The organism is Stappia indica, from assembly GCF_009789575.1.
Taxonomy (GTDB): domain Bacteria; phylum Pseudomonadota; class Alphaproteobacteria; order Rhizobiales; family Stappiaceae; genus Stappia; species Stappia indica_A.
Genome location: NZ_CP046908.1, coordinates 1149084 through 1174447, shown reverse-complemented (window position 1 = coordinate 1174447; position 25364 = coordinate 1149084). Strand labels below are relative to the sequence as shown.

25 protein-coding genes are annotated in these 25364 nt (G+C 68.1%); 12 read left to right on the top strand and 13 right to left on the bottom strand.

The window, feature by feature from the left end; genetic code table 11:
• Nucleotides 1–13: 13 nt before the first annotated feature.
• The 5 genes from purB to GH266_RS05610 all read right to left on the bottom strand — a co-directional run bounded on the left by purB (nucleotide 14) and on the right by GH266_RS05610 (nucleotide 4580).
• Nucleotides 14–1342, bottom strand: coding sequence for an adenylosuccinate lyase (gene purB, locus GH266_RS05630; RefSeq protein ID WP_158193020.1), 1329 nt, complete (start codon nucleotides 1340–1342; stop codon nucleotides 14–16).
• 44 nt (nucleotides 1343–1386) lie between these two features.
• Nucleotides 1387–1860: a hypothetical protein gene (locus tag GH266_RS05625; RefSeq protein ID WP_158193019.1), complete on the bottom strand. Its 474-nt coding sequence runs from the start codon at nucleotides 1858–1860 to the stop codon at nucleotides 1387–1389.
• Between the two features lie 113 nt (nucleotides 1861–1973).
• Nucleotides 1974–2651, bottom strand: coding sequence for a ribulose-phosphate 3-epimerase (rpe, locus tag GH266_RS05620; RefSeq protein ID WP_158193018.1), 678 nt, complete (start codon nucleotides 2649–2651; stop codon nucleotides 1974–1976).
• Between the two features lie 105 nt (nucleotides 2652–2756).
• Nucleotides 2757–3539, bottom strand: coding sequence for a DUF2259 domain-containing protein (locus GH266_RS05615; RefSeq protein ID WP_199270449.1), 783 nt, complete (start codon nucleotides 3537–3539; stop codon nucleotides 2757–2759).
• A 42-nt stretch (nucleotides 3540–3581) separates the two neighbouring features.
• Nucleotides 3582–4580: a sodium:proton symporter gene (locus GH266_RS05610; RefSeq protein WP_158193017.1), complete on the bottom strand. Its 999-nt coding sequence runs from the start codon at nucleotides 4578–4580 to the stop codon at nucleotides 3582–3584.
• A gap of 150 nt (nucleotides 4581–4730) precedes the next feature.
• Here GH266_RS05610 and GH266_RS05605 point away from each other — a divergent pair, with 150 nt between their 5' ends.
• Nucleotides 4731–5996: an NAD(P)/FAD-dependent oxidoreductase gene (locus GH266_RS05605; protein WP_158193016.1), complete on the top strand. Its 1266-nt coding sequence runs from the start codon at nucleotides 4731–4733 to the stop codon at nucleotides 5994–5996.
• A 222-nt stretch (nucleotides 5997–6218) separates the two neighbouring features.
• Here the strand turns inward: GH266_RS05605 and GH266_RS05600 are convergent, their stop codons facing one another.
• Nucleotides 6219–6677 carry a GFA family protein gene (locus tag GH266_RS05600; RefSeq protein ID WP_158193015.1) on the bottom strand — a complete coding sequence of 153 codons (459 nt, stop codon included), beginning with the start codon at nucleotides 6675–6677 and terminating at the stop codon, nucleotides 6219–6221.
• 552 nt (nucleotides 6678–7229) lie between these two features.
• Nucleotides 7230–7709 (bottom strand): Lrp/AsnC family transcriptional regulator, encoded by a 480-nt coding sequence (locus GH266_RS05595; protein ID WP_067216841.1) that lies wholly within the window; start codon nucleotides 7707–7709, stop codon nucleotides 7230–7232.
• A gap of 168 nt (nucleotides 7710–7877) precedes the next feature.
• On the opposite strand from GH266_RS05595, the gene GH266_RS05590 reads away from it, so the two are divergent.
• Nucleotides 7878–11372, top strand: a complete 3495-nt coding sequence (locus GH266_RS05590) for an indolepyruvate ferredoxin oxidoreductase family protein (protein ID WP_158193014.1) — start codon at nucleotides 7878–7880, stop codon at nucleotides 11370–11372.
• Nucleotides 11373–11398: 26 nt separating this feature from the next.
• On the opposite strand, the gene GH266_RS05585 is transcribed toward GH266_RS05590, so the two are convergent.
• From GH266_RS05585 to GH266_RS05575, 3 genes are all read right to left on the bottom strand, one after another.
• On the bottom strand, nucleotides 11399–12394 hold the full coding sequence (locus tag GH266_RS05585; protein ID WP_425329563.1) for a P1 family peptidase: 996 nt from the start codon (nucleotides 12392–12394) through the stop codon (nucleotides 11399–11401).
• A gap of 42 nt (nucleotides 12395–12436) precedes the next feature.
• Complete coding sequence (locus tag GH266_RS05580) at nucleotides 12437–12970, bottom strand: flavin reductase (RefSeq protein ID WP_209001549.1); 534 nt, start codon at nucleotides 12968–12970, stop codon at nucleotides 12437–12439.
• 108 nt (nucleotides 12971–13078) lie between these two features.
• Entirely contained in the window at nucleotides 13079–14014 is a 936-nt protein-coding gene (locus GH266_RS05575) for a LysR substrate-binding domain-containing protein (RefSeq protein ID WP_158193013.1), read from the bottom strand.
• Nucleotides 14015–14418: 404 nt separating this feature from the next.
• Here GH266_RS05575 and GH266_RS05570 point away from each other — a divergent pair, with 404 nt between their 5' ends.
• The 7 genes from GH266_RS05570 (at nucleotide 14419) to GH266_RS05540 (ending at nucleotide 20735) form a co-directional block, all read left to right on the top strand.
• Nucleotides 14419–15354, top strand: a complete 936-nt coding sequence (locus tag GH266_RS05570; protein WP_158193012.1) for an ABC transporter permease subunit — start codon at nucleotides 14419–14421, stop codon at nucleotides 15352–15354.
• A 4-nt stretch (nucleotides 15355–15358) separates the two neighbouring features.
• Complete coding sequence (livM, locus tag GH266_RS05565) at nucleotides 15359–16684, top strand: high-affinity branched-chain amino acid ABC transporter permease LivM (protein ID WP_158193011.1); 1326 nt, start codon at nucleotides 15359–15361, stop codon at nucleotides 16682–16684.
• Nucleotides 16681–17526, top strand: a complete 846-nt coding sequence (locus tag GH266_RS05560) for an ABC transporter ATP-binding protein (RefSeq protein ID WP_158193010.1) — start codon at nucleotides 16681–16683, stop codon at nucleotides 17524–17526. Before livM ends, GH266_RS05560 begins: the two co-directional genes overlap by 4 nt.
• Nucleotides 17523–18254: an ABC transporter ATP-binding protein gene (locus GH266_RS05555; RefSeq protein ID WP_158193009.1), complete on the top strand. Its 732-nt coding sequence runs from the start codon at nucleotides 17523–17525 to the stop codon at nucleotides 18252–18254. The genes GH266_RS05560 and GH266_RS05555 overlap by 4 nt, the downstream gene beginning before the upstream one ends.
• 106 nt (nucleotides 18255–18360) lie before the next feature.
• Nucleotides 18361–18723 carry a DUF6867 family protein gene (locus GH266_RS05550; RefSeq protein ID WP_158193008.1) on the top strand — a complete coding sequence of 121 codons (363 nt, stop codon included), beginning with the start codon at nucleotides 18361–18363 and terminating at the stop codon, nucleotides 18721–18723.
• A gap of 201 nt (nucleotides 18724–18924) precedes the next feature.
• Entirely contained in the window at nucleotides 18925–20028 is a 1104-nt protein-coding gene (locus GH266_RS05545; RefSeq protein ID WP_158193007.1) for a branched-chain amino acid ABC transporter substrate-binding protein, read from the top strand.
• Between the two features lie 188 nt (nucleotides 20029–20216).
• Entirely contained in the window at nucleotides 20217–20735 is a 519-nt protein-coding gene (locus tag GH266_RS05540) for a L,D-transpeptidase (RefSeq protein ID WP_158193006.1), read from the top strand.
• Nucleotides 20736–20760: 25 nt separating this feature from the next.
• Here the strand turns inward: GH266_RS05540 and GH266_RS05535 are convergent, their stop codons facing one another.
• Nucleotides 20761–20952 (bottom strand): hypothetical protein, encoded by a 192-nt coding sequence (locus GH266_RS05535; protein ID WP_158193005.1) that lies wholly within the window; start codon nucleotides 20950–20952, stop codon nucleotides 20761–20763.
• A gap of 264 nt (nucleotides 20953–21216) precedes the next feature.
• Here GH266_RS05535 and GH266_RS05530 point away from each other — a divergent pair, with 264 nt between their 5' ends.
• Nucleotides 21217–21591 carry a CidA/LrgA family protein gene (locus tag GH266_RS05530; RefSeq protein WP_158193004.1) on the top strand — a complete coding sequence of 125 codons (375 nt, stop codon included), beginning with the start codon at nucleotides 21217–21219 and terminating at the stop codon, nucleotides 21589–21591.
• Nucleotides 21588–22310, top strand: a complete 723-nt coding sequence (locus tag GH266_RS05525) for an LrgB family protein (RefSeq protein WP_158193003.1) — start codon at nucleotides 21588–21590, stop codon at nucleotides 22308–22310. Before GH266_RS05530 ends, GH266_RS05525 begins: the two co-directional genes overlap by 4 nt.
• A gap of 18 nt (nucleotides 22311–22328) precedes the next feature.
• Here the strand turns inward: GH266_RS05525 and GH266_RS05520 are convergent, their stop codons facing one another.
• Nucleotides 22329–23606 (bottom strand): vWA domain-containing protein, encoded by a 1278-nt coding sequence (locus tag GH266_RS05520; RefSeq protein ID WP_158193002.1) that lies wholly within the window; start codon nucleotides 23604–23606, stop codon nucleotides 22329–22331.
• Nucleotides 23607–23611: 5 nt separating this feature from the next.
• Nucleotides 23612–24547 (bottom strand): AAA family ATPase, encoded by a 936-nt coding sequence (locus tag GH266_RS05515; protein ID WP_158193001.1) that lies wholly within the window; start codon nucleotides 24545–24547, stop codon nucleotides 23612–23614.
• 204 nt (nucleotides 24548–24751) lie between these two features.
• On the opposite strand from GH266_RS05515, the gene GH266_RS05510 reads away from it, so the two are divergent.
• On the top strand, nucleotides 24752–25021 hold the full coding sequence (locus tag GH266_RS05510) for an usg protein (protein WP_120267346.1): 270 nt from the start codon (nucleotides 24752–24754) through the stop codon (nucleotides 25019–25021).
• Nucleotides 25022–25364 lie beyond the last annotated feature (343 nt).

The following is a 25364-nucleotide window of genomic DNA, read 5'->3' as shown; positions in this document are numbered from 1 at the left end:
CTGAGGCCGGGTGTCAGGCCTTGCCGAACACCCGGTCGAAGATCGTGCCGACGGCCTTGGTGTGGTAGCCGAGGTCGAAGCGCGAGCGGATCTCCTCCTCCGACAGGGCGGCGCGCACGTCGGCGTCGTTCAGCAGCTCCTCCAGGAAGTCGACATCGGCGCTGCCGTCCTTCTGGTAGCTGTCCCAGACCTTCATGGCGTTGCGCTGGACCAGGCGATAGGCGTCCTCGCGCGAGGTGCCGGCCTGGGTCAGCGCCAGCAGGATGCGCTGCGAGTGCACCAGGCCGCCGAGGCGGTTCATGTTGGCCAGCATGCGCTCGGGATAGACCATCAGCTTGTCGATGACGTTGGTCAGGCGCGCCAGCGCGAAGTCGAGCGTCACGGTCGCGTCCGGGCCGATCATCCGTTCCACGGAGGAGTGCGAGATATCGCGCTCGTGCCACAGGGCGACGTTCTCCATCGCCGGCATCGCATAGGCGCGGACCATGCGGGCAAGGCCCGTCAGGTTCTCGGTCAGCACCGGGTTGCGCTTGTGCGGCATGGCGCTGGAGCCCTTCTGGCCCGGCGAGAAATACTCCTCCGCCTCCAGCACCTCGGTGCGCTGCAGGTGGCGGATCTCGGTCGCCACGCGCTCGATGGACGAGGCGATGACGCCGAGCGTCGCGAAGAACATCGCGTGCCGGTCGCGCGGGATCACCTGGGTGGAGACCGGCTCGACGGCCAGGCCCATCGCCTCGGCGACATGTTCCTCGATGCGCGGATCGATATTGGCGAAGGTGCCGACGGCGCCGGAAATGGCGCAGGTGGCCACTTCAGCGCGGGCGGCGATCAGGCGCGTGCGGCAGCGGTCGAACTCGGCATAGGCCTCGGCCATCTTCAGGCCGAAGGTCACCGGCTCGGCATGGATGCCGTGCGAGCGGCCGATGCAGACCGTGTCCTTGTGCTCGAAGGCGCGGCGCTTGAGGGCGGCCAGCAGCGCGTCGATATCGGCCAGCAGCAGGTCGGCGGCGCGGGTCAGCTGCACGTTGAAGCAGGTGTCCAGCACGTCGGACGAGGTCATGCCCTGGTGCACGAAGCGGGCGTCGGGCCCGACGATCTCGGCCAGATGCGTCAGGAAGGCGATGACGTCGTGCTTGGTCTCGCGCTCGATCTCGTCGATGCGGGCGACGTCGAAGGTCGCGGCCCCGCCCTTCTCCCAGATCGTGCGGGCGGCCTCCTTGGGGATCACGCCGATCTCGGCGAGCGCGTCGCAGGCATGCGCCTCGATCTCGAACCAGATGCGGAACTTCGTCTCGGGAGACCAGATTGCGACCATTTCGGGCCGCGAATAGCGCGGGATCATGCGGGTGTCCTTCTCGGGCAGCGGCGGGGTGTGCCGGCTCCTTATCAGACGTGGCGCGGCGGCTCAATGCGCGCGAAGTACCACGAGAAGGCGAGCATCGGCAGGAAGACGAAAGGCAGCAGCGGGCGGGCGCCCATCACGGCGAAGATGTAGCTGGTCGAGGCGCCGGTGAAGGCGAACTGCCAGAACATCTCCATGGAGATCGTGCTGGTGTGCCACTCCGAATAATAGGAGCGCAGCTGCAGGAAGAAGAACACGGCGCAAAAGCCCGCGGTGCCGAGCGTCAGCGACAGGATCATCGCGGCAAAGCGCGCCGGCAGCCGTCCCTTGCGGCGGCGGAAGGTGAGGAGGTTCGCCGCGCCCCAGGCGCAGAAGGCGCCGAGGAAGGCGCTCACCGTGAAGACGGTGACGACCCCGGCCGAGCGGCCGGTCAGGGCTTCGCCGCGCCAGAAGGTGAGCGCGGTCTCCGTCAGGCCGATGAAGGCGGCCCAGGCAATGGCGAAGACGAGCGGTCGCACGTGGCAGGTCCATCCGTTCTGGTCACCCGAACCTGAAGTTCGTCACACTTGTCAGCACGCTCTGTGCGAACTTCAGATTCAAACGCCGACTGTCGGCCGCGCCGCGCAGCCGGTCAAGCCGCGGCGGCGTCGGCGGCCTTGCGGATCGCCTCGATATTGGCGCGGTAGCCGGCAACGCCCTCACCCTTGAACACCGCCGAGCCGGCGACCAGCACGTTGGCGCCGGCCTTGGCGACCAGCGGCGCGGTCTGCGCGGTCACGCCGCCGTCGACCTCGATGTCGATCGGCCGGTCGCCGATCATCGCCTTGATGCGGGCGACCTTGTCGACCATCGCCGGGATGAAGGACTGGCCGCCGAAGCCCGGATTGACGCTCATCACCAGCACCAGGTCGAGGCGGTCGAGCACGTATTCGATGACGCTTTCCGGCGTTGCCGGGTTCAGCGAGACGCCGGCCTTCTTGCCGAGCGCGCGGATCGCCTGCAGCGAGCGGTCGAGATGCGGGCCGGCCTCGGCATGCACGGTGATGATGTCGGAGCCCGCCTTGGCGAAGGCCTCCAGATAGGCATCGCAGGGGGCGATCATCAGATGGGTGTCGAACACCTTGTCCGTGTGCCGGCGCATCGCCTTGATGACGTCGGGGCCGAAGCTGATATTGGGCACGAAATGCCCGTCCATCACGTCGAGATGGATCCAGTCGGCGCCGGCCTCCACCACGTCGCGCACTTCCCTTCCGAAGGCGGAGAAGTCCGAGGCGAGCATGGACGGGGCAATGACGACGGGGCGGGTCATGGGCGGCGGCTCCGATGGCTGAGCTTGGGGGAGGCTGATCTGGCGCAAGCCGCTATCACAGGCTCCCCGGTGCCACAAGCATCCAGGTGGGCGCTCCCTCTCGTCTCACAGCCGCCCGGTGATCGCCAGATACCGCCCGTCGCGCCCCTCGAAGCCGACCTGCTCGACCAGCACCAGCACCGCGAAGGCGGTCGGGCCGCCATCGGCGGGGTGATGCAGCACCAGCCGGTCGATCCGGTAGCCGAGCGCGCAGCCCCGGCTCTGCGGCAGGCGGGCATCGTCGTTGAGCACCCGCGTCTCGCCCTCCAGCGTCAGCGTCAGGCGGAAGCCCTTGATCTCGCCGAAGCCGTCCGGGCAGCGCGCGGGCCGCTCCACGCCGTGCTCGGTCAGCCGCAGCTCCACCTGCGGCCCGAACTCCGGCACTTCCGCGCGCATCGTTGCGATCATCAGGTGCGGGTCGGCGCCGCGCTGCGTCGGCGGATTGTGCGCCACCGTGTCGCCATGGCCGCTGATCGCGGCCGAGGAGATCAGGCCCCATGCCTCGTCGCGATTGGCCGCGCGGGTGCGGGCAAGGTCGGCTTCCGCCTGTGCGGGCGTTGCGTCGCCGGTCTCGTCCAGCCGGCGGAACGGGCTGCCGCCGAGCCAGGCGTCCCGGTCGACGTCGAACAGGTAGATGTTGGAATAGGGAAAGCCCGAGCCGTCCTGCGTGCCGTATTCCTCGAAGGCGAAGCGGCTGCCATCGGACGAAAAGCCCAGCACGTCGACCCTTGCATGGTCGGCGGCGAAGGCCGGCGTGGTGCCCAGCGTCAAAAGCAGGGCGAGGGCGGCGGCCCCCAGCGGAGCGGCTGCGGCAAGAGGCGTGCCTTTCGACGTCGGGCGGTGTGGCAAGGGGCGGTCTTCCTGATGATCCGGGTTGCGTTGCCCGTCAGACTAGCCGCCGGGTGCGGCGCTGCCGTGATCCCGGTCACGTTCCGCCTGATCGGCGGCGATGCGGTTGGCCAGCGGCTTCAGGAGCCATGGCAGCAGGTAGATCGGCAGCTGGCCGAGCCCGAAATACAGCCAGGCGAGATCCGGCAGCGTGCCGCCCAGCGCGGCGACCAGGAGCCCCATGTTGCGGTTGCCGACCGCGTGGCCGATGACGAAGCCCTGGTCGCGGCGCACGCGCGCGAACACCAGCAGCGTCACCCCCATCTGCGTCAGTGCCACGGCAAATGTCAGCGCCGCCACCGCCAGGGTGAACAGGGGCGCTGCCATGAAGCGCTCGGCGACGCCGTCCATCACCGCCACGGCGAAGATGAACAGGATCAGTACGTTGAGCCCGTCGATATGCTCCTTCGCCTCGACGACGCGGGCATTGCCGGCAAAGCGGCGAATCAGCAGCGCCATGCCGGCGGAGGCGGCGAGCAGCCCGGTCAGGCGCAGGCCGAGGGCAAGCGCGTCGATGGGCAGGCTCTCGCCGAGCAGCAGCCCGCCGATCAGCGGCGCTGTGATCGGCGTCAGCAGCATGCCGCAGCCGACCAGCGCCAGCGACAGCGCTCCGTCGAGGCCGATCAGCGCGATGAAGGCCGGGGCCGACATGATCGGCGGGGCGGCGGTGACGATGAAGGCGGCCAGCGCGATGTCGGGATGCAGGGCGGCAAGCCCGCTCGCCTGCAGCAGCGCGCCCACGGTGAGCGGCACGGCGAGCAGCATCCATATCAGCGACAGGGCCACCAGTTTCGGCCGGCGGACATGGGCGACGACGGCGACCGGATCGACCCGCAGGAAGGCCAGCACCAGCAGCACGAAGATCGCTTCCTCGACCAGCGGGCGGAACAGCGCCGAGAGCGGCGGCAGCACCATGCCGAGCAGGGCGCTGATGGCAACGGCGCGGGTGCCCTGGCGGCCGAGCCAGGCAAGGAGGGTGAGCGGCAGGGCGAGCGCCGGCATGTCGGACACTTTCCGGGAAGGGCTCGGGGGCGCCCCGGGAGGGGCTCGGGGGCGCCGCAACGGCGCCGGGCGGGAACAATTTCAGGACCTTGAGTATCGTGGAGAGCGTCTTCCACTTGCAAGGCGATTGTGAACGGTGTCGAAAAGCGTATGCGCAGCTTCGACGCGATCGTCCTTGGCGCCGGAATCACCGGAACGAGTGCCGCCCTGCACCTGCAGGGGCGGGGCCTTCGCGTGCTTCTCGTCGACCGGGATGCGCCGGGAGAGGAGGCAACGCGCGGCAATGACGGGCTGATCGGCCGCGATGCCTACTGCGCACCGGCCCTGCCGCTGACCCTGCCGGGCATCCTCGCCGGCGCGCTGACCCGGCGCCGCGGCTTCGGCATCGATTCGCGCTCGCTGCCCGATCTTGCCCGTTTCTTCGGCGAATGCCGGCTCACCGCCCAGCCGGCCGCCGTGGCGCGGGCGGCGCGCGCGCTCTCCCCGCTGCAGGCGGTGGCGGCGGCCGAGCATCTGGCGCTGGCGCGGGCGGCCAGCGCCCTGCGCTTCTTCCGCCGCACCGGCTGGATCAAGCTGCTGCGCTCGCCGCGGGTGCGCGAGCTTGCCGAGGTCGACCGGCATTTCGCCCGCATTCTCGGCGTGCCTTACGCGGATCTCGACGCGGTCGAGATCGTCCGGCTGGAGCCGCATCTGCGCTCGCTGGAGGAGGCGGCGATCTACTGGCCGGAGAGCCAGTCGGTCTCCTCGCCCGGCGGCGTTACCAAGGCCTATGGCCGGCTGTTCCGCGAGCGCGGCGGCGAGGTGGAGATCGGCGATGCCGCCACGCTTCTCGACACGCGCCGGGGCTATGCGCTGCGCACCGTGCGCGGCGAGGTCGGCGCGCCGATCGTGGTGCTGGCGCTGGGCGCGGGCATCTCGCCGGTGCTGGCGCGCTTCGGGCTGACGATGCCGCTCGCCGCCTGCCGCACCTATCACCGCCATTTCCGCGCCGTCTCCGGCGTGTCGCTGACCCGGCCGGTCACCGACCTGGAGGGCGGCTTCACGCTGACGCCGATGGAGCGCGGGCTGCGGCTTGTCGGCGGCACGGAGCTGATGTCGACGGCCCGTGCGCTGTCCGGGCTTCCGGTGCGCGCCAATGCCCTGCACCGTGCGACCGCCACCGCCCGCGCGCTGCTGCCGCTCGGCTCGGCGGTGGAGGAGCTGCCGGTCGCGGGCGTGCGCGTCTTCGTGCCGGACCAGCTGCCCATCGTCGGCGAAATGCCCGGCATGCCGGGCCTGTGGCTGTCGGTCGGCCACATGCGCGACGGCTTTTCGCTGGCCCCGGCGATGGCGCGGCTCCTGGCCGATCTCGTCACCGACATGCTGCCGCTGGCCGACCCGCAGCCCTATTCGCCCTCGCGTTTTTTGGTCGGGTAAGGCCTCTCCGCTTTTGCGAAGCAAGTCCAGACGTCCGAGAGAGAGGCAGGAGCTAACCTCTCGCTCCCTTCTCCCCCCTTGAGGGGGAGATGTCGGCGGAGCCGACAGAGGGGGGTGAGCAGTGCTGGCGACGGAGCGCCACCTCTCCCCGCGTCCTCCCGGGTCGCGGCTTCGCCTCGTCCGGGAAGACGCCAGGGAGGGACCCTGCCTTAGCGCTGACCGTCAGTCGCGCGCGGCGAACTCGGCGATCAGCTGCGGAAACTCCTCCGGCTGCGGGAAACCCTCGAAACTGCGCGCCACCGGAAGCTCGACCCAGGCGAGCTTTTCCGCCGTCATCGTCTCCATGAACGGGCGCGACCAGCGCTCGTCGTCGTCGAACATGGTCGGGCGCACGTTGACCACCGCCTCGAAGCCGGTGATGCGGGTGAACATCCAGGTCTTGCAGTGCGGGCAGAAATAGTGGTCGAGCTGCGGCCCCTGGATGCCGCCCTTCACCGGCTCGCCGGCGGTGACGGAGAACGCCTCGGCCGGCACCATCGCGGTCAGCGAAAAGGCGCTGGAGCTCATCTTCTGGCAGCCCCGGCAGTGGCAGGCGGCGGTCATCACCGGATCGGCGGCAATCGCGATCGTGGTGGCCCCGCAGCGGCAGCTGCCCGTCAGCGGCCCGGCAGTGTGTCCCATCGTCTGTCCTTTCCCGAAGTGGTGTTTCCCGAATGCGCCGCACCCGATTGCGGCATCGCGAGCCTGCACCCGCGCGCCGCCACTCTGCCCTGTCCGCGTGCAGGGTCAAGTCGGGTGCGACCATTGGCTGCGGGGGAGGTGCGCGACTTCGCATCCCCTCTGCCGTCACCCCGGACGAGCATCGCGAGATCCGGGCCTATTAGTTTCCAGAGCGGCGGTGAGGACACGCCCACGCGCGCCCACACACCGTGTGTCATCCCGGTTTCGGCGCAGCCGAAGACCGGGAACCAGTAACCCCCAACGGTTCGGCTCAGACCTCGGCGTTGTCGCAAGCGCCCTTTGTCGAGGGGCAGCCGCTTTCGCAAACCCACACGCCCCGGCGGATACTGGATACCTGCCTTCGCAGGTATGACAGCTGTGGAGGTGGCGAAGCGCTCCCGCCTCACGCTTGCCGAGGGTGCCAATGGGTTCCGGGTCGCGCTTGCCCGCGACCGGGATGACCTTCGAGAAGGAGTGGCAGCCTCGCATCCTCTCGGCCGCCGCCACCGTCCCTCACGTCTCGCGAATCGGCAGCGCCACCGTGTGCTTCACCGTGCTGACGACGATGCGCGACTGCACGTCGGAGACCAGCGTGTTGTCGAGCAGCTTCAGCCGCAGGAAGTCGTCATAGGCCTTGATGTCGCTGGCGACGACCTTGATCAGGTAGTCGACCGCGCCGGTGATGCGCTCGCAGATCACCACTTCCGGCCAGCGCTGCAGCAGCTTGTCGAAGGTCTCCATGTTCTCGCGGCTGGGCACGGCCAGCTTGACGAAAGCATAGGCGACGAAGCCCAGCCCGACCGCTTCCCGGTCGACGACGGCGACGACCTGGCGGATCACGCCGGTCTCCTTGAGCTTCTTGATGCGGCGCCAGCACGGGGTCTGGCTCATGCCTGCCTCGCGGGCGATTTCGGCGATGGAGAGGGAGGCATCCCGCTGCATGATCTGCAGCACGCGGATATCGGACGGATCCAGAAGGTTTTTTTCGCTCATGGGGTGTCGAGGGGAAATTCCGTGCGGTTTTAGGGTCTGTTTCGGGCACGATAGCACAGAATTTCACGCAAAGAAGGAGCATATTGGGTCCCAGCAGATTGCGCGGGGTGCGGGCGCTTCACGCCCCCTCGCGCGCGACCCTCGAAGACGGATGAGGAGGCCGTCTCCATGAACGCCATCATGCGCTCTGTCTCCCTCGACGACAAATACGTCTCCAATGACGGCCGTGTCTACCTGACCGGCATCCAGGCGCTTGTTCGCCTCGCCCTCGACCGCAGCCGGCTCGACCGGGCGGCCGGGCTGAAGACCGGCGGTTTCATCTCCGGCTATCGCGGGTCGCCGCTTGCCGGCTTCGACACCGAGCTGGTGCGCGCGAAGCGCCATCTTGCCCCCGCCGACATCGTGTTCAAGCCCGGCGTCAACGAGGAACTCGGCGCCACCGCCGTCTGGGGCAGCCAGAAGGTCGCCCATCACGGCAAGGGCAGCGATTACGACGGCGTCTTCGGCATCTGGTACGGCAAGGCGCCGGGCGTCGACCGGGCCGGCGACGTGCTGCGCCAGGCCAATGCCAGCGGCACCGCGGCCAATGGTGGCGTGCTGGCGCTGGCCGGCGACGACCACCTCGCCAAGTCCTCGATCCTGCCGGCCCAGTCGGAATTCTTCTTCCAGCATGTCGAGATGCCGGTGCTCAACCCGTCCGACATCCAGGAAGTGCTGGACTACGGGTTGCACGGCTTCGCCCTGTCGCGCTTCAGCGGGCTGTGGAGCGGGCTGATCTGCCTTGCCGACACGATGGACGCCTCGGCGACCATCTCCGTCGATCCGGCGCGGCTCGATTTCGTCTTCCCGCAGGACCGCGACCCGCGCCGCCACGACGATCTCAACCGGGTGATGCTGCTCGGCAATCGGCTGGAGACCGAGCGGCTGCTGCGCGATGTGCGCATTCCGGCGGCGCGCGCCTATGTGCGGGCCAACGGGCTCGACCGCGTCGCCTTCGGCGCCAGCCGCCCGCGCATCGGCATCGTCGCCACCGGCAAGGCCTATCGCGACCTGCGCCAGGCGTTCGAGCTGATCGGCCTCACCGAGGAGCGAGCCCGCGACATCGGCCTTGCCATCTACAAGGTGGCGATGCCCTGGCCGCTGGAGCCCATCGGCCTGTCGAATTTCGCCCGCGGGCTGGAGCGGCTGCTCGTCGTGGAGCACAAGCGCGCCTTCCTCGAGCCGCAGATCAAGGAGATCGCCTATGGCTGGCCGGACCATGCCCGTCCGGCGATCTGGGGCAAGATGACGCCGCAGGGCAATCCCTTCCTCTCCGACCTGCTGGAACTCGCCGTTGCCGAGATCATCCCGGCGCTGCTCGCCTTCCTGCCGGCCGATTTCGTCACCGCCGAAATGCGCGCCGTCGCCGAGCGGATGAACCGGCAGGTGATGTGGTCGCAGGGCCATGCGGAGCGCGCCGCGCGGGTGCCGTATTTCTGCTCCGGCTGCCCGCACTCGTCCTCCACCGTGGTGCCGGAGGGCGCCCGCTCCATGCCCGGCATCGGCTGCCATGCGATGACGGAGATCCCGGGCCGCACCACCGACGGCCAGATCGCCATGGGCGGCGAGGGCGTGTTGTGGGTCGGCCAGGCGGACTTTGCCCGCGATAGCCACGTCTTCGCCAATGTGGGCGACGGCACCTATTTCCACTCCGGCATCCTGGCGATCCGCCAGGCCGTCGCCTCCAAGGTGCCGATCACCTACAAGATCCTCTACAACGATGCGGTGGCGATGACCGGCGGCCAGCCGGTCGACGGTATCCTCACCGTGCCGCAGCTCACCCGCCAGCTGGAGGCCGAGGGCGTCGAGCGCATCGTCGTCGTCAGCGAGGAGCCGGACGCCTATCTCGGCCGCCACGATCTTGCGCCGGATACCGATGTCTTCCACCGCGACGAGCTGATGCGCGTGCAGGAGGAGCTGCAACAGGTCGCCGGCGTCACCGTGCTGATCTACGACCAGACCTGCGCGGCCGAAAAGCGCCGCCGCCGCAAGCGCGGCAACTTCGCCGATCCCGACATGCGCCTCTTCATCAACGAGCGGGTCTGCGAGGGCTGCGGCGATTGTTCGGTGCAGTCGAACTGCATCTCCATCGAGCCGCTGGCGACGCCCTTCGGCGAGAAGCGGCGGATCAACCAGTCGTCCTGCAACAAGGACTTTTCCTGCGCCAAGGGCTTCTGTCCCTCCTTCGTGGAGGTGGAGGGGGCCTCGCTGCGCCGAGCCGAGGCGAGCGGGCTCGACCTTGCCGCCCTCGTCGCCGAGCTGCCCGAGGCGGAGGTCGCGGGGCTGGAGACGACGCTCAACCTGCTGATCGCCGGCATCGGCGGGGCCGGCGTCACCACCACGGCGGCGGTGCTGGCGATGGCCGCGCATGTGGACGGCAAGCAGGCCTCGACCCTGGACATGACCGGCCTTGCCCAGAAGGGCGGCCCGGTGACCTCGCATCTGCGCTTTTCCACCGCGGACCGGGCCATCGAGGGGCCGCGCATCCCGACCGCCAGCCTCGACGTGCTGCTCGCCTCCGACATGGTGGTGGCGACCAATGCCGAGCAGCTGGCGCTGATCGACCGGGAGCGCACTGCGGGCTTTGCCAATTCGCGCGTCGCGCCGACGGCCGAGTTCGTCATGAAGCAGACGCTCTCCTTCGACGAGGCGCGGATGCTGAAGACGCTGGACGAGGCCTGTCCGCTCTTTGCCGGTCACGACATCGCCCGCATCGCCGAGGCGCTGTTCGGCGATGCGATCTACGCCAACATGATGCTGGTCGGCATGGCGCATCAGGCCGGCCGCCTGCCGCTTTCGACCACCGCGCTCGACACCGCGATCCGCCTCAACGGCGCGGCGGTCGACAAGAACCTTGCCGCCTTCCATGCCGGCCGGGTGCTGTTCGCGGCACCGGACAAGATCCTTGCCGGTCTGCCGGCGGCGAATTCCGTCGATCCGGCCGCGGAGATGGATCTCGACACGCGGATCGCGTTTCTCGGTCGCGAGCTTGCCGCCTATCAGGACGAGGCTTACGCGCAGCGCTTCCTCGATGCGGTGGCACAGGTCCGCGCCGCCGACGAGCGCGCCGGCAACGGCACCCTGCGGCTGACGCGCACGCTCGCCGAGGGCCTCTACCGCGCGATGGCCTACAAGGACGAGTACGAGGTCGCGCGGCTCTATTCGCAGCCCGACTTCCGTGCCCGGCTGGAGGCGCAGTTCGACAGTCCGCGCAAGCTCAAGGTGCTCTTGGCGCCGCCGCTGATCTCCCGCACGCTCGACGCGCGCACGGGGCGGCCGCGCAAGATCGCCTTCGGCCCGTGGATCTTCACCGCCTTCCGCCTGCTGGCGAGGGCCAAGCGCCTGCGCGGCACCGCGTTCGATCCGTTCGGCCGCACCGAAGAGCGGCGCATGGAGCGGGACTTCGCCAGCCTCTGCCTTGCCGATGCCGAGCGCATCGCCGGTCTTGTCGGCACGGCGAATTACGGCCTGCTCGTCGAGCTCGCCCGCACTGCCGACACGGTGCGCGGTTTCGGTCCGGTGAAGGAGGCGAACTTCGCCAAGGCGATGGTCCGGCGCGAGGCGCTGCTGGCGCAGCTCGCGCCGCAGGGCGAGGGCACGCCTGTGATGGAGGCGGCGGAGTAATCCGCCGCCGCGGGTCCGGTCCGGCTCTATCCGCCGAAGCGCTCAGCCCAGGTCGGCAGCGTGTCGCCGGGGGCGGGGCTGGCCGCATGGACGGCGCGGGCGATCGCCCGGCTCATCACGGCAGCTGCGACCGCGCCGATCTCCACCGTCTCGGCCAGGGGATCGCGCATCTCGCGCGCGGCCGTGGAGGCCGCGAAGATCAGGTCGCCGTCGAGCGGGGTATGCGCCGGCCACAGGGCGCGGGCGAAGCCGTCATGGGTTGCCACCGCCAGCCGCTGCAGTTCCGCCTTGGTGAGCGCCAGATCCGTCGCGATGATGGCGATGGTGGTGTTGGCGCCCTCGCTGAGGCCGTCGAGCTTGGTGCGCGGCCTGTCGGGCAGGGCGGGCAGTGCTGCCGGCCAGCCGAGGCCGCCGAACTCGTCCCCCTTCTCGAAGGGCGCGGCCCAGAAATGCGGACCCTCGCCCAGCACCGCGCTGCCGAGCGCATTGACCGCGACCAGCGCGCCGACGGTCGCACCCGACGACAGCTTCGCCGAGGCCGATCCGAGGCCGCCCTTCAGCGTTGCCGTCGTCGCGCCGGTGCCTGCGCCATGGCTGCCGATCTCGAAGTCCGGGGAGGCTGCGGCCAGCGCCGTGCGACCGAGCGCGCCATAGGGGTTGGTGTCGCCCCAGTCCTTGTCGCCGCCGTTGAGCAGGTCGAAGAGGATCGCCCCCGGCACGATGGGCACGCGCGCGGTGCCCACCGCAAAGCCGCGCCCTTGGGCGGCCAGCGCCATCTGCACGCCGGAGGCCGCATCGAGGCCAAAGGCCGAGCCGCCAGACAGCACCAGCGCGTCGACGTTTTCAACCGTGAAGCGCGGATCGAGCAGCGCTGCCTCGCGGGTGCCCGGCGCCCCGCCATGGATCGCCACGGAGGCGCGCAGCGGCGTGTCGGCGGTCAGCACGGTGACGCCGGATTTGAGCTTCTCGCAGGAGGCATTGCCGACCGAAAGGCCGGGCACGTCGGTGATCAGGTTGCGCAAGGCGGGGCCTCGTCGGATCGTTGCAACAGGGGGCGGGGAAGATCAGATGCGGTGATAGGCGCGGTCGAGATAGATCAGCGCCGGGCCGCGCTCGCCCAGCTCGATGCCGAGGATCTCGCCGAAGATCACCGAATGGGTGCCGATTTCGGAAATGCCGGTCACCCGGCAGTCGAGGGCGACGCGCGCCCCGCGCAGGATCGGCGATCCGGTCGCCAGCCGATGCCAGTCGGCCAGCGCGAAGCGGTCGTCGAAGGTGAGGTCGCCCTTGCCGGCGAAGGCGTCGGACAGGTCCTGCGCCTCGGCCGGCAGCGTGTTGATGGCGAACAGGCCGTTGGCCTTGATCGCGGCGTTGATGCGGGCCTGGCGGTTGACGCAGACCAGCACCGTGGGCGGCGCGTCGGAGACGGAGGCGACGGCCGAGACGGTGGTGCCGCCGCGCCCGGCAACGCCGTCGGTCGTGGCGATGTGCACCGCGGTGCCCAGCCGGCTCATCGCCTCGCGGAAGGCGAAGCGGTCGACGGGCTGCGTGCCCTCGCCGTCGAGGCCTCCCGTCCTGAAGGCTGAGCTGTTCGTCATGTCGTCCCCTCCGGTCCTATCGGCCAATTCACATGGCCCGACCGTGCCCGTCCCTGTTTGTCCGCATCTTGAGCATCGATCCTAACCTAGGGCGGTTTCGAAGTGGTTTCACGGGGCGGTGTGCGGATTTTCGGCCCGTCCGAGGTCCGGCGGGTCGGCGACGCTGCCCAGCATGCGCTCGGTGATCCACTCGATGAAGCGCTGGGCGGCCGGGCCGGGCGGCTGCGCCGCGGTCAGCCAGTAGCCGCGGTCGCGGCTGCCAAGCGTGTTCGTGAGCGGGATCAGGTCGCCGCGCTGCAGCTCCGCCTCGATCATCGTTTCCACGCAGAGCGCCACCCCGTGGCCGGCGACGACGGCGCTGACCAGGAGGTTGAAGTCGCTGAACACCGGGCCGTTGCCGGCAAGGTCCGGCGGCAGGCCGTTTTCCGCCAGCCAGTCGCGCCAGTCCTTGCGCGTCTCGTCGTGCAGCAGGCGCGCGCCGGCGAGCTTTTCCGGCGTGTCGAAGGGGCCGTGCGCGGCCAGATGCGCCGGGCTGCAGACCGGCCGCGTGTGGCCCGACAGGAGCCGCAGGCGCACCGCATAGCGCTCGGCCAGCGGCGGGGTGTCGAACCAGTCGATGGAAATGTCGGTGTCCTGCGCCAGCCCGTGCTGGGCGTAGAGCAGGCTGAGCCGCAGGTTCGGCGCGACTTCCGCGAAGTCGACCAGCCGGGGAATGAGGTAACGCGTGCCGAAGGAGGGTACGCAGGCGATGGACAGTTCCGGCCGGCGCACCGTCTCCAGCACGTCGTGGCAGACGTCGCCGATCCGCTGCAGCGAGGCGCGCGTCACCTCGGCGATGCGCTCGGCCTCCGGCGTCAGCTCGACGCGGCGTCCGACCCGCCGCACCAATGCGACGCCGAACCAGTCCTCCAGATTGCGCAGATGGTGGCTGACGGCGGCATGGGTGACGCCCAGTTCGTCGGCGGCCAGGCCGACGCGGCCGGTCTGGGCGAGGGCGGCCAAGGCCCTGAGCGCATTGAGGGGAGGCAGGCTGCCGGTGCTCATCGTTAGATTTTCTAACCATCACGTCGGGAAGTTTCAATTGAAACTGGCGTTTCCTTGTGACTTTTTTCCCCTACGTTAACGGCGCGATCGGGAGGAGCCACGTCGCCGCTTCGATTCCCCGCCACAGGTCTGTCCGGATATCGCCGGGTGCATTGCGCGCCCTGCGGGGCCGCCGGACGGTATCCGCGCGCGGGGAGGGCCATCGGGGCGCAGTGGAGGAACAATCGCGTTTCGTTTGCCGGCGGAGGGGAAAGATGTTCTTTTCTAAGTACCGGTTTTCGAGGGGAATTGTGCCGCCCACAGGGGCTTGGTAAGTACATAAGATCATGCGCCGCTGCCATGTCGGCGGTGCTGCGGACTGAGAACGGCGAAGCCGCCAGTCCTTCAGGGGGACCACAGGGCCTATGGACTACTTCATCCAACAGTTGATCAATGGCGTAACGCTCGGGTCGATCTACGGCCTGATCGCCATTGGCTACACGATGGTCTACGGGATCATCGGCATGATCAACTTCGCCCATGGAGATATCTTCATGGTCGGAGCCTTCATCGCGCTCATCGTGATCATCGCGCTGGGCATCACCGCGGCGACGCCGTTGCTGCTACTCATCCTGGCGCTCTGCCTCGTGCTGGTCATCGCCATGGCGCTGACCGCCGTCTGGGGCTGGACGGTGGAGCGGATCGCCTACCGGCCGCTGCGCGGTTCGTTCCGCCTGGCGCCGCTGATCACCGCCATCGGCGCCTCCATCGCGCTGCAGAACTTCGTGCAGATTTCGCAAGGCGCGCGCACCAAGCCGCTGCAGCCGCTGCTGGGCGGCAACATCCAGCTGTGGGAGACGGTCAGTCCGGAGGGCAACTTCGTCGTCCAGATCAGCTACATGCAGATCCTGATCATCGTCGCGACGCTGCTGCTGATGGCCGGCTTCACCTTCCTCATCACCAAGACGCCGCTCGGGCGCGCCCAGCGCGCCTGCGAGCAGGACCGCAAGATGGCCGCGCTGCTCGGCATCAATGTCGACCGCACCATCTCGCTGACCTTCGTCATGGGTGCGGCGCTGGCCGCCGTCGCCGGCCTGATGTTCCTGCTCTACTATGGCGTCATCGACTTCTACATCGGCTTCCTGGCCGGCGTTAAGGCCTTCACCGCGGCCGTTCTCGGCGGCATCGGCTCGCTGCCCGGCGCCATGCTCGGCGGCCTTCTGATCGGCCTCATCGAGACGTTCTGGTCCGGCTACTTCTCCCTTGAATACAAGGACGTGGCCGCGTTCTCGATCCTCGCCATCGTGCTGATCTTCATGCCCGAAGGCCTCCTGGGCAAACCCGAAGTCGAGAAGGTCTGACACCATGGCCGCACAGAAACAGGATTTGCTCGCCGGCTCCGTGAAGGATGCCGCCGTGGGCGCGCTGGTCGCATTCGGCCTGTTCGCCATGCTCATCGGCATGAAGACCGACGTCAGCATCGGCGGTCTGTCGATCGAGTACCGCTGGGGCGCGGTCGCCATCGCGGTCGCCGTCGTCTTCGTCGGACGCCTGGCTCTCAACCTCTTCGTCTGGAAGAGCGAGAAGCCGGTCACCGCCGTGCTCGGCGGGTTCGTGCCCAGCCAGGAGGCGGCCTCCCGCTTCGGCCACCTGATCACCCCGGCGCTCTTCGTGCTCGCCGTGGTCCTGCCGTTCCTGCTGATGTATTTCCTCGGCTCGCGCGGTTCGCGCCAGTATCTCGATCTCGCGATCCTGGTGACCACCTACGTGATGCTCGGCTGGGGCCTCAACATCGTGGTCGGCCTCGCCGGCCTGCTGGACCTCGGCTATGTCGCCTTCTATGCGGTGGGCGCCTACTCCTATGCGCTGCTGGCCCAGTATTTCGGCTTTTCCTTCTGGCTCTGCCTGCCGCTGGCCGGCATCCTCGCCGCCTTCTGGGGCGTCATCCTCGGCTTCCCGGTGCTGCGCCTGCGGGGCGATTATCTCGCCATCGTGACGCTGGCCTTCGGCGAGATCATCCGCGTAGTGCTGCTCAACTGGTACGAGTTCACCGGCGGCCCGAACGGGTTGTCCGGCATTCCCCGGCCGAGCTTCTTCGGTCTGGAGTTCGAGCGCGGGGAGGGCGGCTTTGCCGACTTCTTCGGGCTGGACTTCAACTCCATCCACCGGATCATCTTCCTCTACTATCTGATCCTGGTGATGGCGCTCGCGACCAACTTCGTCACCATGCGGCTGCGCAAGCTGCCGGTCGGGCGGGCCTGGGAGGCCCTGCGCGAAGACGAGATCGCCTGCCGCTCGCTCGGCATCAACACCACCAACACCAAGCTGACCGCCTTCGCGCTCGGCGCCATGTTCGGCGGGTTCGCGGGCTCGTTCTTCGCCACGCGCCAGGGCTTCATCTCGCCGGAGAGCTTCACCTTCATCGAATCGGCGGTGATCCTGGCGATCGTCGTTCTCGGCGGCCTCGGCTCGCAGGTCGGCGTCGTCATCGCCGCGGTGGTGATGATCGGCGGCTTCGAGTTCTTCCGGCAGTTCGAGGAATACCGGATGCTCGTGTTCGGCCTCCTGATGGTCGTCATCATGGTCTGGAAGCCGCGCGGTCTGATCTCGACCCGTGCGCCCTCCATCGCGCTTGACCGAAAGAAGGCCAAGGGCATTTCCGCCGATCTGGTTCAGGAGGGCCACGGATGAGCCGCTGGAACGACGATCCCGTCCTTCGCATCGAACATGTGACCATGCGCTTCGGCGGCCTGGTCGCGGTGAACGACCTGTCGTTCAATGTCGGTCGCGGCGACATCACCGCCCTGATCGGTCCCAATGGCGCCGGCAAGACCACGGTCTTCAACTGCGCCACCGGCTTCTACAAGCCGACCGAGGGCCGCATCACCATGAAGCGGCGCACCGGCGAGCACTACCTGCTGGAGCGCATGCCCGACTTCCAGATCTCGGCCAAGGCCGGGGTCGCGCGCACCTTCCAGAACATCCGCCTGTTCGGCGGCATGACCTTGCTGGAAAACCTGATGGTGGCGCAGCACAACCCGCTGATGGTGGCCTCCGGCTACACGGTCGGCGGCCTGCTGGGCATCGGCGGCTTCCGCAAGGCGGAGGCCGGCGCGGTGGACCGGGCCAGGTACTGGCTCGAGCGCACCAACCTGATCGACCGGGCCGATGCGCCGGCGGCGGACCTGCCCTATGGCGACCAGCGGCGGCTCGAGATCGCCCGCGCCATGTGCACCATGCCCGAGCTTCTGTGCCTGGACGAGCCGGCGGCGGGCCTCAACCCGCGCGAAAGCGCCGAGCTCAACACGCTGCTCCACTACATCCGCGACGAGCACAAGACCTCGGTCCTCCTGATCGAGCACGACATGTCGGTGGTCATGGAAATCTCCGACCACGTCGTCGTGCTGGACTACGGCGAGAAGATCTCCGACGGCACGCCGGACGAGGTGAAGAACGACCCGAAGGTCATCGCCGCCTATCTGGGCGTTGCCGATGACGAAGTCGACCAGGTGGAAGAAGAGGTGGGCCTGTGAGCGAGAAACAACCGCTTCTCCAGATTCGCGGCGTCGAGACCTATTACGGCAAGATCGTCGCGCTGCGCGGCGTCGACATGGACGTCCACGAGGGCGAGATCGTCACCCTGATCGGTGCCAACGGCGCCGGCAAGTCGACCCTGATGATGACGATCTGCGGCACGCCGCAGGCGCGCAACGGCACGGTCCACTACAAGGGCATCGACATCACCCACATGCCGACGCACGAGATCATGCGGATGGACATCGCCCAGTCGCCGGAAGGTCGCCGCATCTTCCCGCGCATGTCGGTGATGGAAAACCTGCAGATGGGCGCGGCCGTCGTCGATCCGAAGTATTTTTCCGACGATCTGGAAAAGGTCTTCACGCTCTTCCCCCGCCTCAAGGAGCGGCGGGAGCAGCGCGGCGGCACGCTGTCGGGCGGCGAGCAGCAGATGCTGGCGATCGCCCGCGCCCTGATGGGCCGGCCGCGGCTGCTGCTGCTGGACGAGCCGTCCCTCGGCCTTGCGCCGCTGATCGTCAAGCAGATCTTCGATGCCATCGCCGTGCTCAACCGCACGGAGGGCCTCACCGTCTTCCTCGTCGAGCAGAACGCCTATCACGCCCTCAAGCTGGCGCATCGCGGCTACGTGATGGTCAACGGCGTCATCACCATGTCGGGCACCGGCAAGGAGCTGCTGTCGAAGGAAGAGGTGAAGGCGGCCTATCTCGAAGGCGGCAGGCATTGATCCGGCGGCCGCCAGCCCTTTGCGGCGCGGCGGCCGGAACCCGTGTTCTCATTCTCGCCGGCACCAGCGCCCCATGGGGCGGCCGGCGGCACAACGGGAGGTCCTGATGGGATTCCTCTATGACACGAGCCTTGCGGGCTTCATCATCCTGACGCTGGTGCTGGGCGGGGCTGCGGCCTGGTCCACGGGCCGCGCCTGCGCCCTGACCTGGCGCCCGCTCTTCGTCCTGGTGTGGTTCATCTTCCTGCTGTCGGTGGCGGTGCGCTTTCTCAGTTTCGCGCTCTATGGCGGCACGCTGCTGTCGGTGCAGCACTGGCTGATCGCCTTCGCCTATCTGGTCGCGCTGGCGCTTGCCGGCTGGCGGGTGACGCGCACCAACCAGATGACCAGCCAGTACCGCTGGCTCTACGAGAAGACGAGCCCGTTCGGCTGGCGGCTGCGTCCGGGAGCGGACGACAGCATCGCCTGACGATACGCGCATTGCGGGAAGCTCCGGCTTCCCGCTACCTGATCCGAAACGCTCGACTTTGCCAGAAAAGGCGATAGTGTTTCGGTAGATGGCCGATCCGGAAGGGACGGCCCGCGGGCAAAAAGCCCGCACAACCAGAGTGGTTCAGCTCCCGGTCCGAGGTGGGTCGGGAATGCATCTGGAGCAAGGGGAGACTACCTTATGAAGAAGCTTCTTATGGCGAGCGTCGCCACCGTCGTCGGCATGGGCCTGTCGACCGCGGCCATGGCCGACATCATCATCGCGACCGCAGGTCCGATGACCGGCCAGTACGCCTCGTTCGGCGCGCAGATGAAGGCCGGTGCCGAGCAGGCCGTCGAGGACATCAATGCCGCCGGCGGCATCAACGGCGAGAAGCTGGTGCTGCAGATCGGCGACGATGCCTGCGATCCCAAGCAGGCCGTTGCGGTTGCCAACCAGTTCGTCGGTTCGGGCGTCGTCTTCGTCGCCGGCCACTTCTGCTCGGGATCCTCGATCCCGGCCAGCCAGGTCTATTCCGAGGAGGGCATCATCCAGATCTCTCCGGCCTCGACCAACCCGACCTTCACCGACGAGCGTCCGGGCCCGGGCATCTTCCGGACCTGCGGTCGTGACGACCAGCAGGGCCAGGTTGCCGGCGCGTTCCTTGCCGAGAAGTTCGGCGACAAGAACATCGCCATCATCCACGACAAGACCGCCTACGGCAAAGGTCTCGCCGACGAGACCAAGAAGTACCTGAACGAGGCCGGCAAGCAGGAAGCCCTCTACGAGGCCTATACGGCTGGCGAGAAGGACTACACCGCGCTCGTCTCCAAGCTGAAGTCCGAGAACGTCGACGTGCTCTATGTCGGCGGCTACCACACGGAAGCCGGCCTCATCAAGCGCCAGATGGCCGAGCAGGGCATGGCCACCATCCTCGTCTCGGGCGACGCGCTCGTCACCGACGAGTACTGGTCGATCACCGGCGACGTCGGTGCCGGCACGCTCATGACCTTCTCGCCGGATCCGCGCAAGAACGAGGTCGCCAAGCCGGTCGTGGATGCGCTCGAGGCCGCCGGCCGTACCGCCGAGGGCTACTCGCTCTACACCTACGCCGCGATCCAGGCCTGGGCCGAGGCCGTCAAGGCCGCCGGTTCGACCGACTTCGACGCGGTCGTCGGCAAGCTGAACGAGATGGAGTTCTCCACCGTGCTCGGCAACCTGGCCTTCAACGACGTGGGCGACGTGACCCTGCCGGGCTACGTCTTCTACGAGTGGAAGGACGGCACCTACGACTATCTGAAGTAAGCCTTTCGGCTGACTGGATTTCTGGCCCCGCCCGGTTCGTCCGGGCGGGGTTTTTCTTTGCCCGCTGGGGCCCGCGTAAACCTTAATCCGTAACCATGCGAATCGATTCCGCGCGGCGGCCTGCGCTTGCTGCTTCCCCGCGCTCTGCTATTGCGTAAACTTTCGGTAAACCAATACCGGGGCATGCGATGGGCAAGGTCGTCTGGGGTATCGTTGCGATCTATCTGGCAATCGGCGTGGCGCTGTGGAGCCATCAGGCGCTCGCCGCACCGGAGCTCGTCGCCTTTTCCGACGCCCGCATCGCGCCGGGGACCATCGTCATCCGCAACAGCGAGAAGCGCCTCAACCTGGTGCAGCGCGGCGGCACGGCCCTGCGCTATTCCGTTGCGGTGGGCAAGCGCGGCAAGGCCTGGGCGGGCCGCACCTACATCACCGGCATGCATGTGCGTCCGGCCTGGTCCCCGCCGGCCGAGGTCAAGCGCGACCTGCCGCATCTGCCGAAGGTGATCGCGGGCGGGGCGCCGAACAATCCGATGGGGGTTGCGGCGATGACGCTCGCCGGGGGCGAATATGCCATTCACGGCACCAACCGGCCGGGTTCCATCGGCCGGCCGGTCTCCTACGGCTGCATCCGCATGCACAATCGCGACATTGCGGACCTGTTCCGCCGGGTCGGCGTCAACACGCCGGTGATCGCGGTCAACTGATCGCGGTCAACTGACGGCCTGCTCCTCAGCCGACCTGTGCCGGGGCTGGCGCCTCCGCCGGCCGGGCCAGCGTCGCGTCCTTGCGGCTGACATCGGCAAGGCCGGCGCCCAGCACCATCAAGGTCGCCGTTCCCAGCACGAAGACGATCAGCGCGGGCAGCAGCATCCGGCCGCGGCGCGGTGCGGCAGGATCATAAGGCTCGGTCAGTCGCATCATGGTCCGTTCGCCGCTCTTTCTCGCGGCTCCCTTGCTTTCGTCGGACAAGAAATGGCGACGATCTTGGCGATTTCAAGTCGACCGCCGATCTGTCCTTCCGACTACTGATCACATCCGTGTAACTCCCTCGCGAGTCTTCCGGTTTCCTCGCGAGAGTGAAAAACGTCGCTGCACAACGCCCTCGCATCGCCGCGCTTGCCGGCGGTCCGGCGGGCTTGCACTGTGGGGGCACTGTGGGCGGATCGAAGATTGGGGGAAGCGCGAATGATCGGGGCTCTGACGCTGATACTGTGCTGCCAGCTCGCCGGCGAACTCGTGGTCACGGCGGGCGGCCTGCCGGTGCCGGGCCCGGTGCTCGGCATGATCCTGTTGTTCCTGCTGCTGCTCATCCGCGGCGGGGTGGGGGAGGATCTCGGCCGCGTCGGCGATGCGCTGCTCAAGAACCTGGCGCTGCTCTTCGTGCCGGCCGGCGTCGGCGTCGTCGTGCATCTCGGCCTGATCGGGCGCGAGGGGCTGGCGATCACCGCCGCGCTCATCGTCTCCACCTTGCTCACCGTGCTGGTCACCGGCCTCGTCATGAGCCGGCTGGCGCGGCACGAGGCGGAAAGCCCCTCCGGTCCCGAGGGAGGCGCGCCATGAGCGAGCCGCTGTCGCAGATCTGGGTCTATCTCTCGGCGAGCCCCTTGGCCGCCCTGACGCTCACCCTTGCCGCCTATCAGCTCGGCTTCTTCCTGTATCGGCGCGCCGGCTTTCACCCGCTGGTCAATCCGGTGCTGGTCGCGGTGCTGCTGATCGGCGCCGTGCTGCTTCTCTCCGGCACCGCCTACCCGGTCTATTTCGACGGCGCCAAGTTCGTGCACTTCCTGCTCGGGCCGGCGACGGTGGCGCTCGCCATCCCGCTCTACCGCCAGTTCGCGCGGGTGCGCCGCTCGGCGCTGGCCATCGGCGTCAGCCTGCTTGCCGGCTCGCTCACCGCCGCGCTCTCCGCGCTCGCCGTCGCTTCGCTGCTCGGCGCCTCGCGCCAGACGCTGGCCTCGCTGGCGCCGAAATCCGCCACCGCGCCGGTCGCCATGGGCATTGCCGAGCCGCTCGGCGGGCTGCCCTCGCTCACCGCTGTCCTCGTCATCCTGACCGGCATTCTCGGCGCAGCGCTCGGGCCGCTGGTGCTGGACCTGGCGCGCATTCGCGACTGGCGGGCGCGCGGCTTTGCCATCGGCGTCGCCGCCCACGGCATCGGCACCTCGCGCGCGCTGCTGGTCAACGAGACCGCCGGCGCCTTTTCCGGCCTTGCCATGGGGCTCAATGCCATCGCGACGGCGCTCTTGGTGCCGCTCGTCTGGCGCCTGATTTTCGGGTAGCGGGTCTTCGGGCGGTCGTCAGCTCGCGGCGAGGCGCGCTGCGTCCTGCGCCGCATGCGCTTCCGCCCGGCGCAGCCAGGCGCGCGGGTCGGTCAGCTGGCCGCCGCGGCCGCGCTCGCCGCTGAGCGCGGTGCAAAGGTCGGCGACCGCGTCCAGCGAATGCACGGCGCGGAACTCGTCGACATGCGGCAGCATCGCCCGCACGCCCCTTGCGCGCGCCTCGAACCCTTCGAAGCGCAGCAGCGGGTTCAGCCAGATCAGCCGCCGGCACGAGCGGTGCAGCCGGTCGATCTCCCGCTCCAGATCCTCGTCCGTGTCGCGCTCCAGCCCGTCGGTGACCAGCAGCACGATGGGCCCGCCGGACAGCACCCGGCGCGACCATTGCCGGTTGAAGGCGGCCAGCGCCGTGGCGATGCGGGTGCCGCCCGACCAGTCCTCCACCCCTTGCGTGCAGGCGAGGAGCGCCTCGTCCGGGTCCTTCATCCGCAATTGCCGCGTGACATTGGTCAGCCGCGTGCCGAACAGGAAGGTGTGGACGTTGCGCCGCTCCTCGGTCAGCGCATGCATGAAATGCAGCAGGATGCGGGTGTACTGGCTCATCGAGCCGGAAATGTCGCAAAGCGCAACGATGGGCGGGCGCTTGACGTCGTGGCGCCGGTGGCGCAGCTCGATCATGTCGCCGCCGGTGCGCAGCGAGGCGCGCAGGGTCCGGCGCGGGTCGATGCGCCCGCGCGTCGCGCTGACCAGCCGGCGCAGGCGCACCTTCTCCATCGGCAGCACCATGCGCCGCAGCGCCGCCTTGGCCCGGCGGATCTCCTCCGCGTTCATCTGGGCGAAGTCCTTGCGCTGCAGCAGCTCGCGGCCCGACACGGTGAAGCGGGCATCCACCACCACCTCCTCGCGCTCGTGCTGCTGCTGGCGTTCGCGCGTTGCCTGGAAGGCCTGGGCGACGCGGGTCTGGCCGGCCTTGGGCTTGTCCGGCTCGCCGCGCGCGGGCGCCACCGGCGAGAGGATCGACAGCAGCTTCTCGATCAGCCCGCGCGAGCGCCAGTAGATGCGGAAGGCCTCGTCGAAGACGGCGCGCTGCTCGCGCTTGCGCACGAAGACCGCATGCAGCGTCCAGTACAGGTCCTCGCGATTGCGGATGCCGGCGACCTCGACCGCGCGCACCGCGTCGACGACGCTGGCCGGACCGACCGGCAGGCCGGCACGGCGCAGGGTCCGGGCGAAATGCACGATATTGTCGGCGATGCGTCCGCCGGCCTGCTCCTGCAGCGTCGCGAGCTCGTCCGTCATGGGGCTCAAGCCGCTCCGCTTGCCGTGCGGTCGTGGTCGCGCTGGATCTCCTCGATGATCTTGCGGGCGCGCGAGCCGCGGACGCGCTCGATATCGTCCTGGTATTTCAGCAGCACGCCCAGCGTGTCGGACACCATGTCCGGGTCCAGCGCGATCTGGTCCAGCTCGGTCAGCGCGGTCGCCCAGTCCAGCGTCTCGGCAACGCCCGGCTGCTTGAACAGGTCCTCGTCCGTGCGCAGCGCCTGCACGAAGGCGACGAGTTCGCGCGACAGCCGGTCGCCGGCGCCCGGCACCTTGCGCCGGACGATCTCCAGTTCGCGCTCCGCGTCCGGATAGTCGACCCAGTGATAGAGGCAGCGCCGCTTCAGGGCGTCGTGGATCTCGCGGGTGCGGTTGGTGGTGATGATGACGATGGGCGGCTCCTCGGCGCGGATCGTGCCGAGTTCGGGGATCGTTACCTGGTTGTCCGACAGCACTTCCAGCAGGAAGGCCTCGAACGCCTCGTCGGCCCGGTCGAGCTCGTCGATCAGGAACACCGGCGGGCCGGAGAGCGAAGGCTCCAGCGCCTGCAGCACGGGGCGCTTGATCAGGAAGCGCTCGGCGAAGACCGACTTCGACAATTCGCTGTGATCGGTGTCGCCGGCCGCTTCCGACACGCGGATCTCGACCATCTGCGCGGCGTAGTTCCATTCGTAGACGGCGGTGGAAACGTCCAGCCCCTCGTAGCATTGCAGGCGGATCAGCTCGCGCCCCAGCGCCTGCGACAGCACCTTGGCGATCTCGGTCTTGCCGACGCCGGCCTCGCCTTCCAGGAAGAGCGGCCGCTTCAGCTTCAGCGCCAGCAGCAGCACGGTGGCCAGCGAGCGGTCGCCCACATAGCCCTGGCCGTCCAGCAGGGCGCTCGTCGCGTCGATCGTGTCCGGGAGAGGCTGCGCGGTCATCTGGGCTCCTGTTGCTTGGCTCGCCCGCGCTGCCGTCTCAAGGCGCCGGGCTCTTTCCCTGCAACATAGTGCGGGCAGGCCGCGCTTGTCAGGTGTCCTTAGGGACAAGGCGGACCCGGATGCGGGGAACGGCCGGTTAACCCGCCGTTAACCATAACTTCCGGACACTTGACGTTGGGTGAGGGACTTCGAAAGGTTCGGATCATGAGATCATCGGATTTTTCCCGCCAGCTCGAGGGCTACGGCCTGCTCACGGCCCATATCCTCTACCACATGCCCGACCATCCGCGGCTGTTGCAGACCTTCCTCTGGCAGACGCTCGACAAGGCGCCGACCTTCCCCGAGCTCAGCCGCTTCCTGCAGTTCTGGGAGCGCGACATCGAGGGCAGGCTGCATTCGGTGCGCATTTCCCATCGCGACCTGATCGGGCCGAGCGACTGGCGCATCCTCGACGCGGAGTTCCCGATCCACTGACGGATCGGTCCTGCCTGCGGTCCACCGCGCGGGGCGTGGCGGAGTGCCATGCCCCGCCGCACGGGCAACTTCGGCCGCGCGGCTACCTGCGACGCCGATAGAAGCCCAGGGCGAGCTCGAGAGAGAGCGGCACGTGCAGGCCAATGCCAAAGAAAAAATACAGAAAATTCAGCATCGAATAATTATCGGCGTCAAATTTATAGAAGGCGTAAGTTGAAAATATTATCCAAAATAAGGAGGAATAAAATTTGTAGTTTTCATACTTTGTTTTAATTTTGCATAGGCCGATTAATCTAAATAACAAATATAATGATGTATAGATGATTATTGGTGAAATATTAGA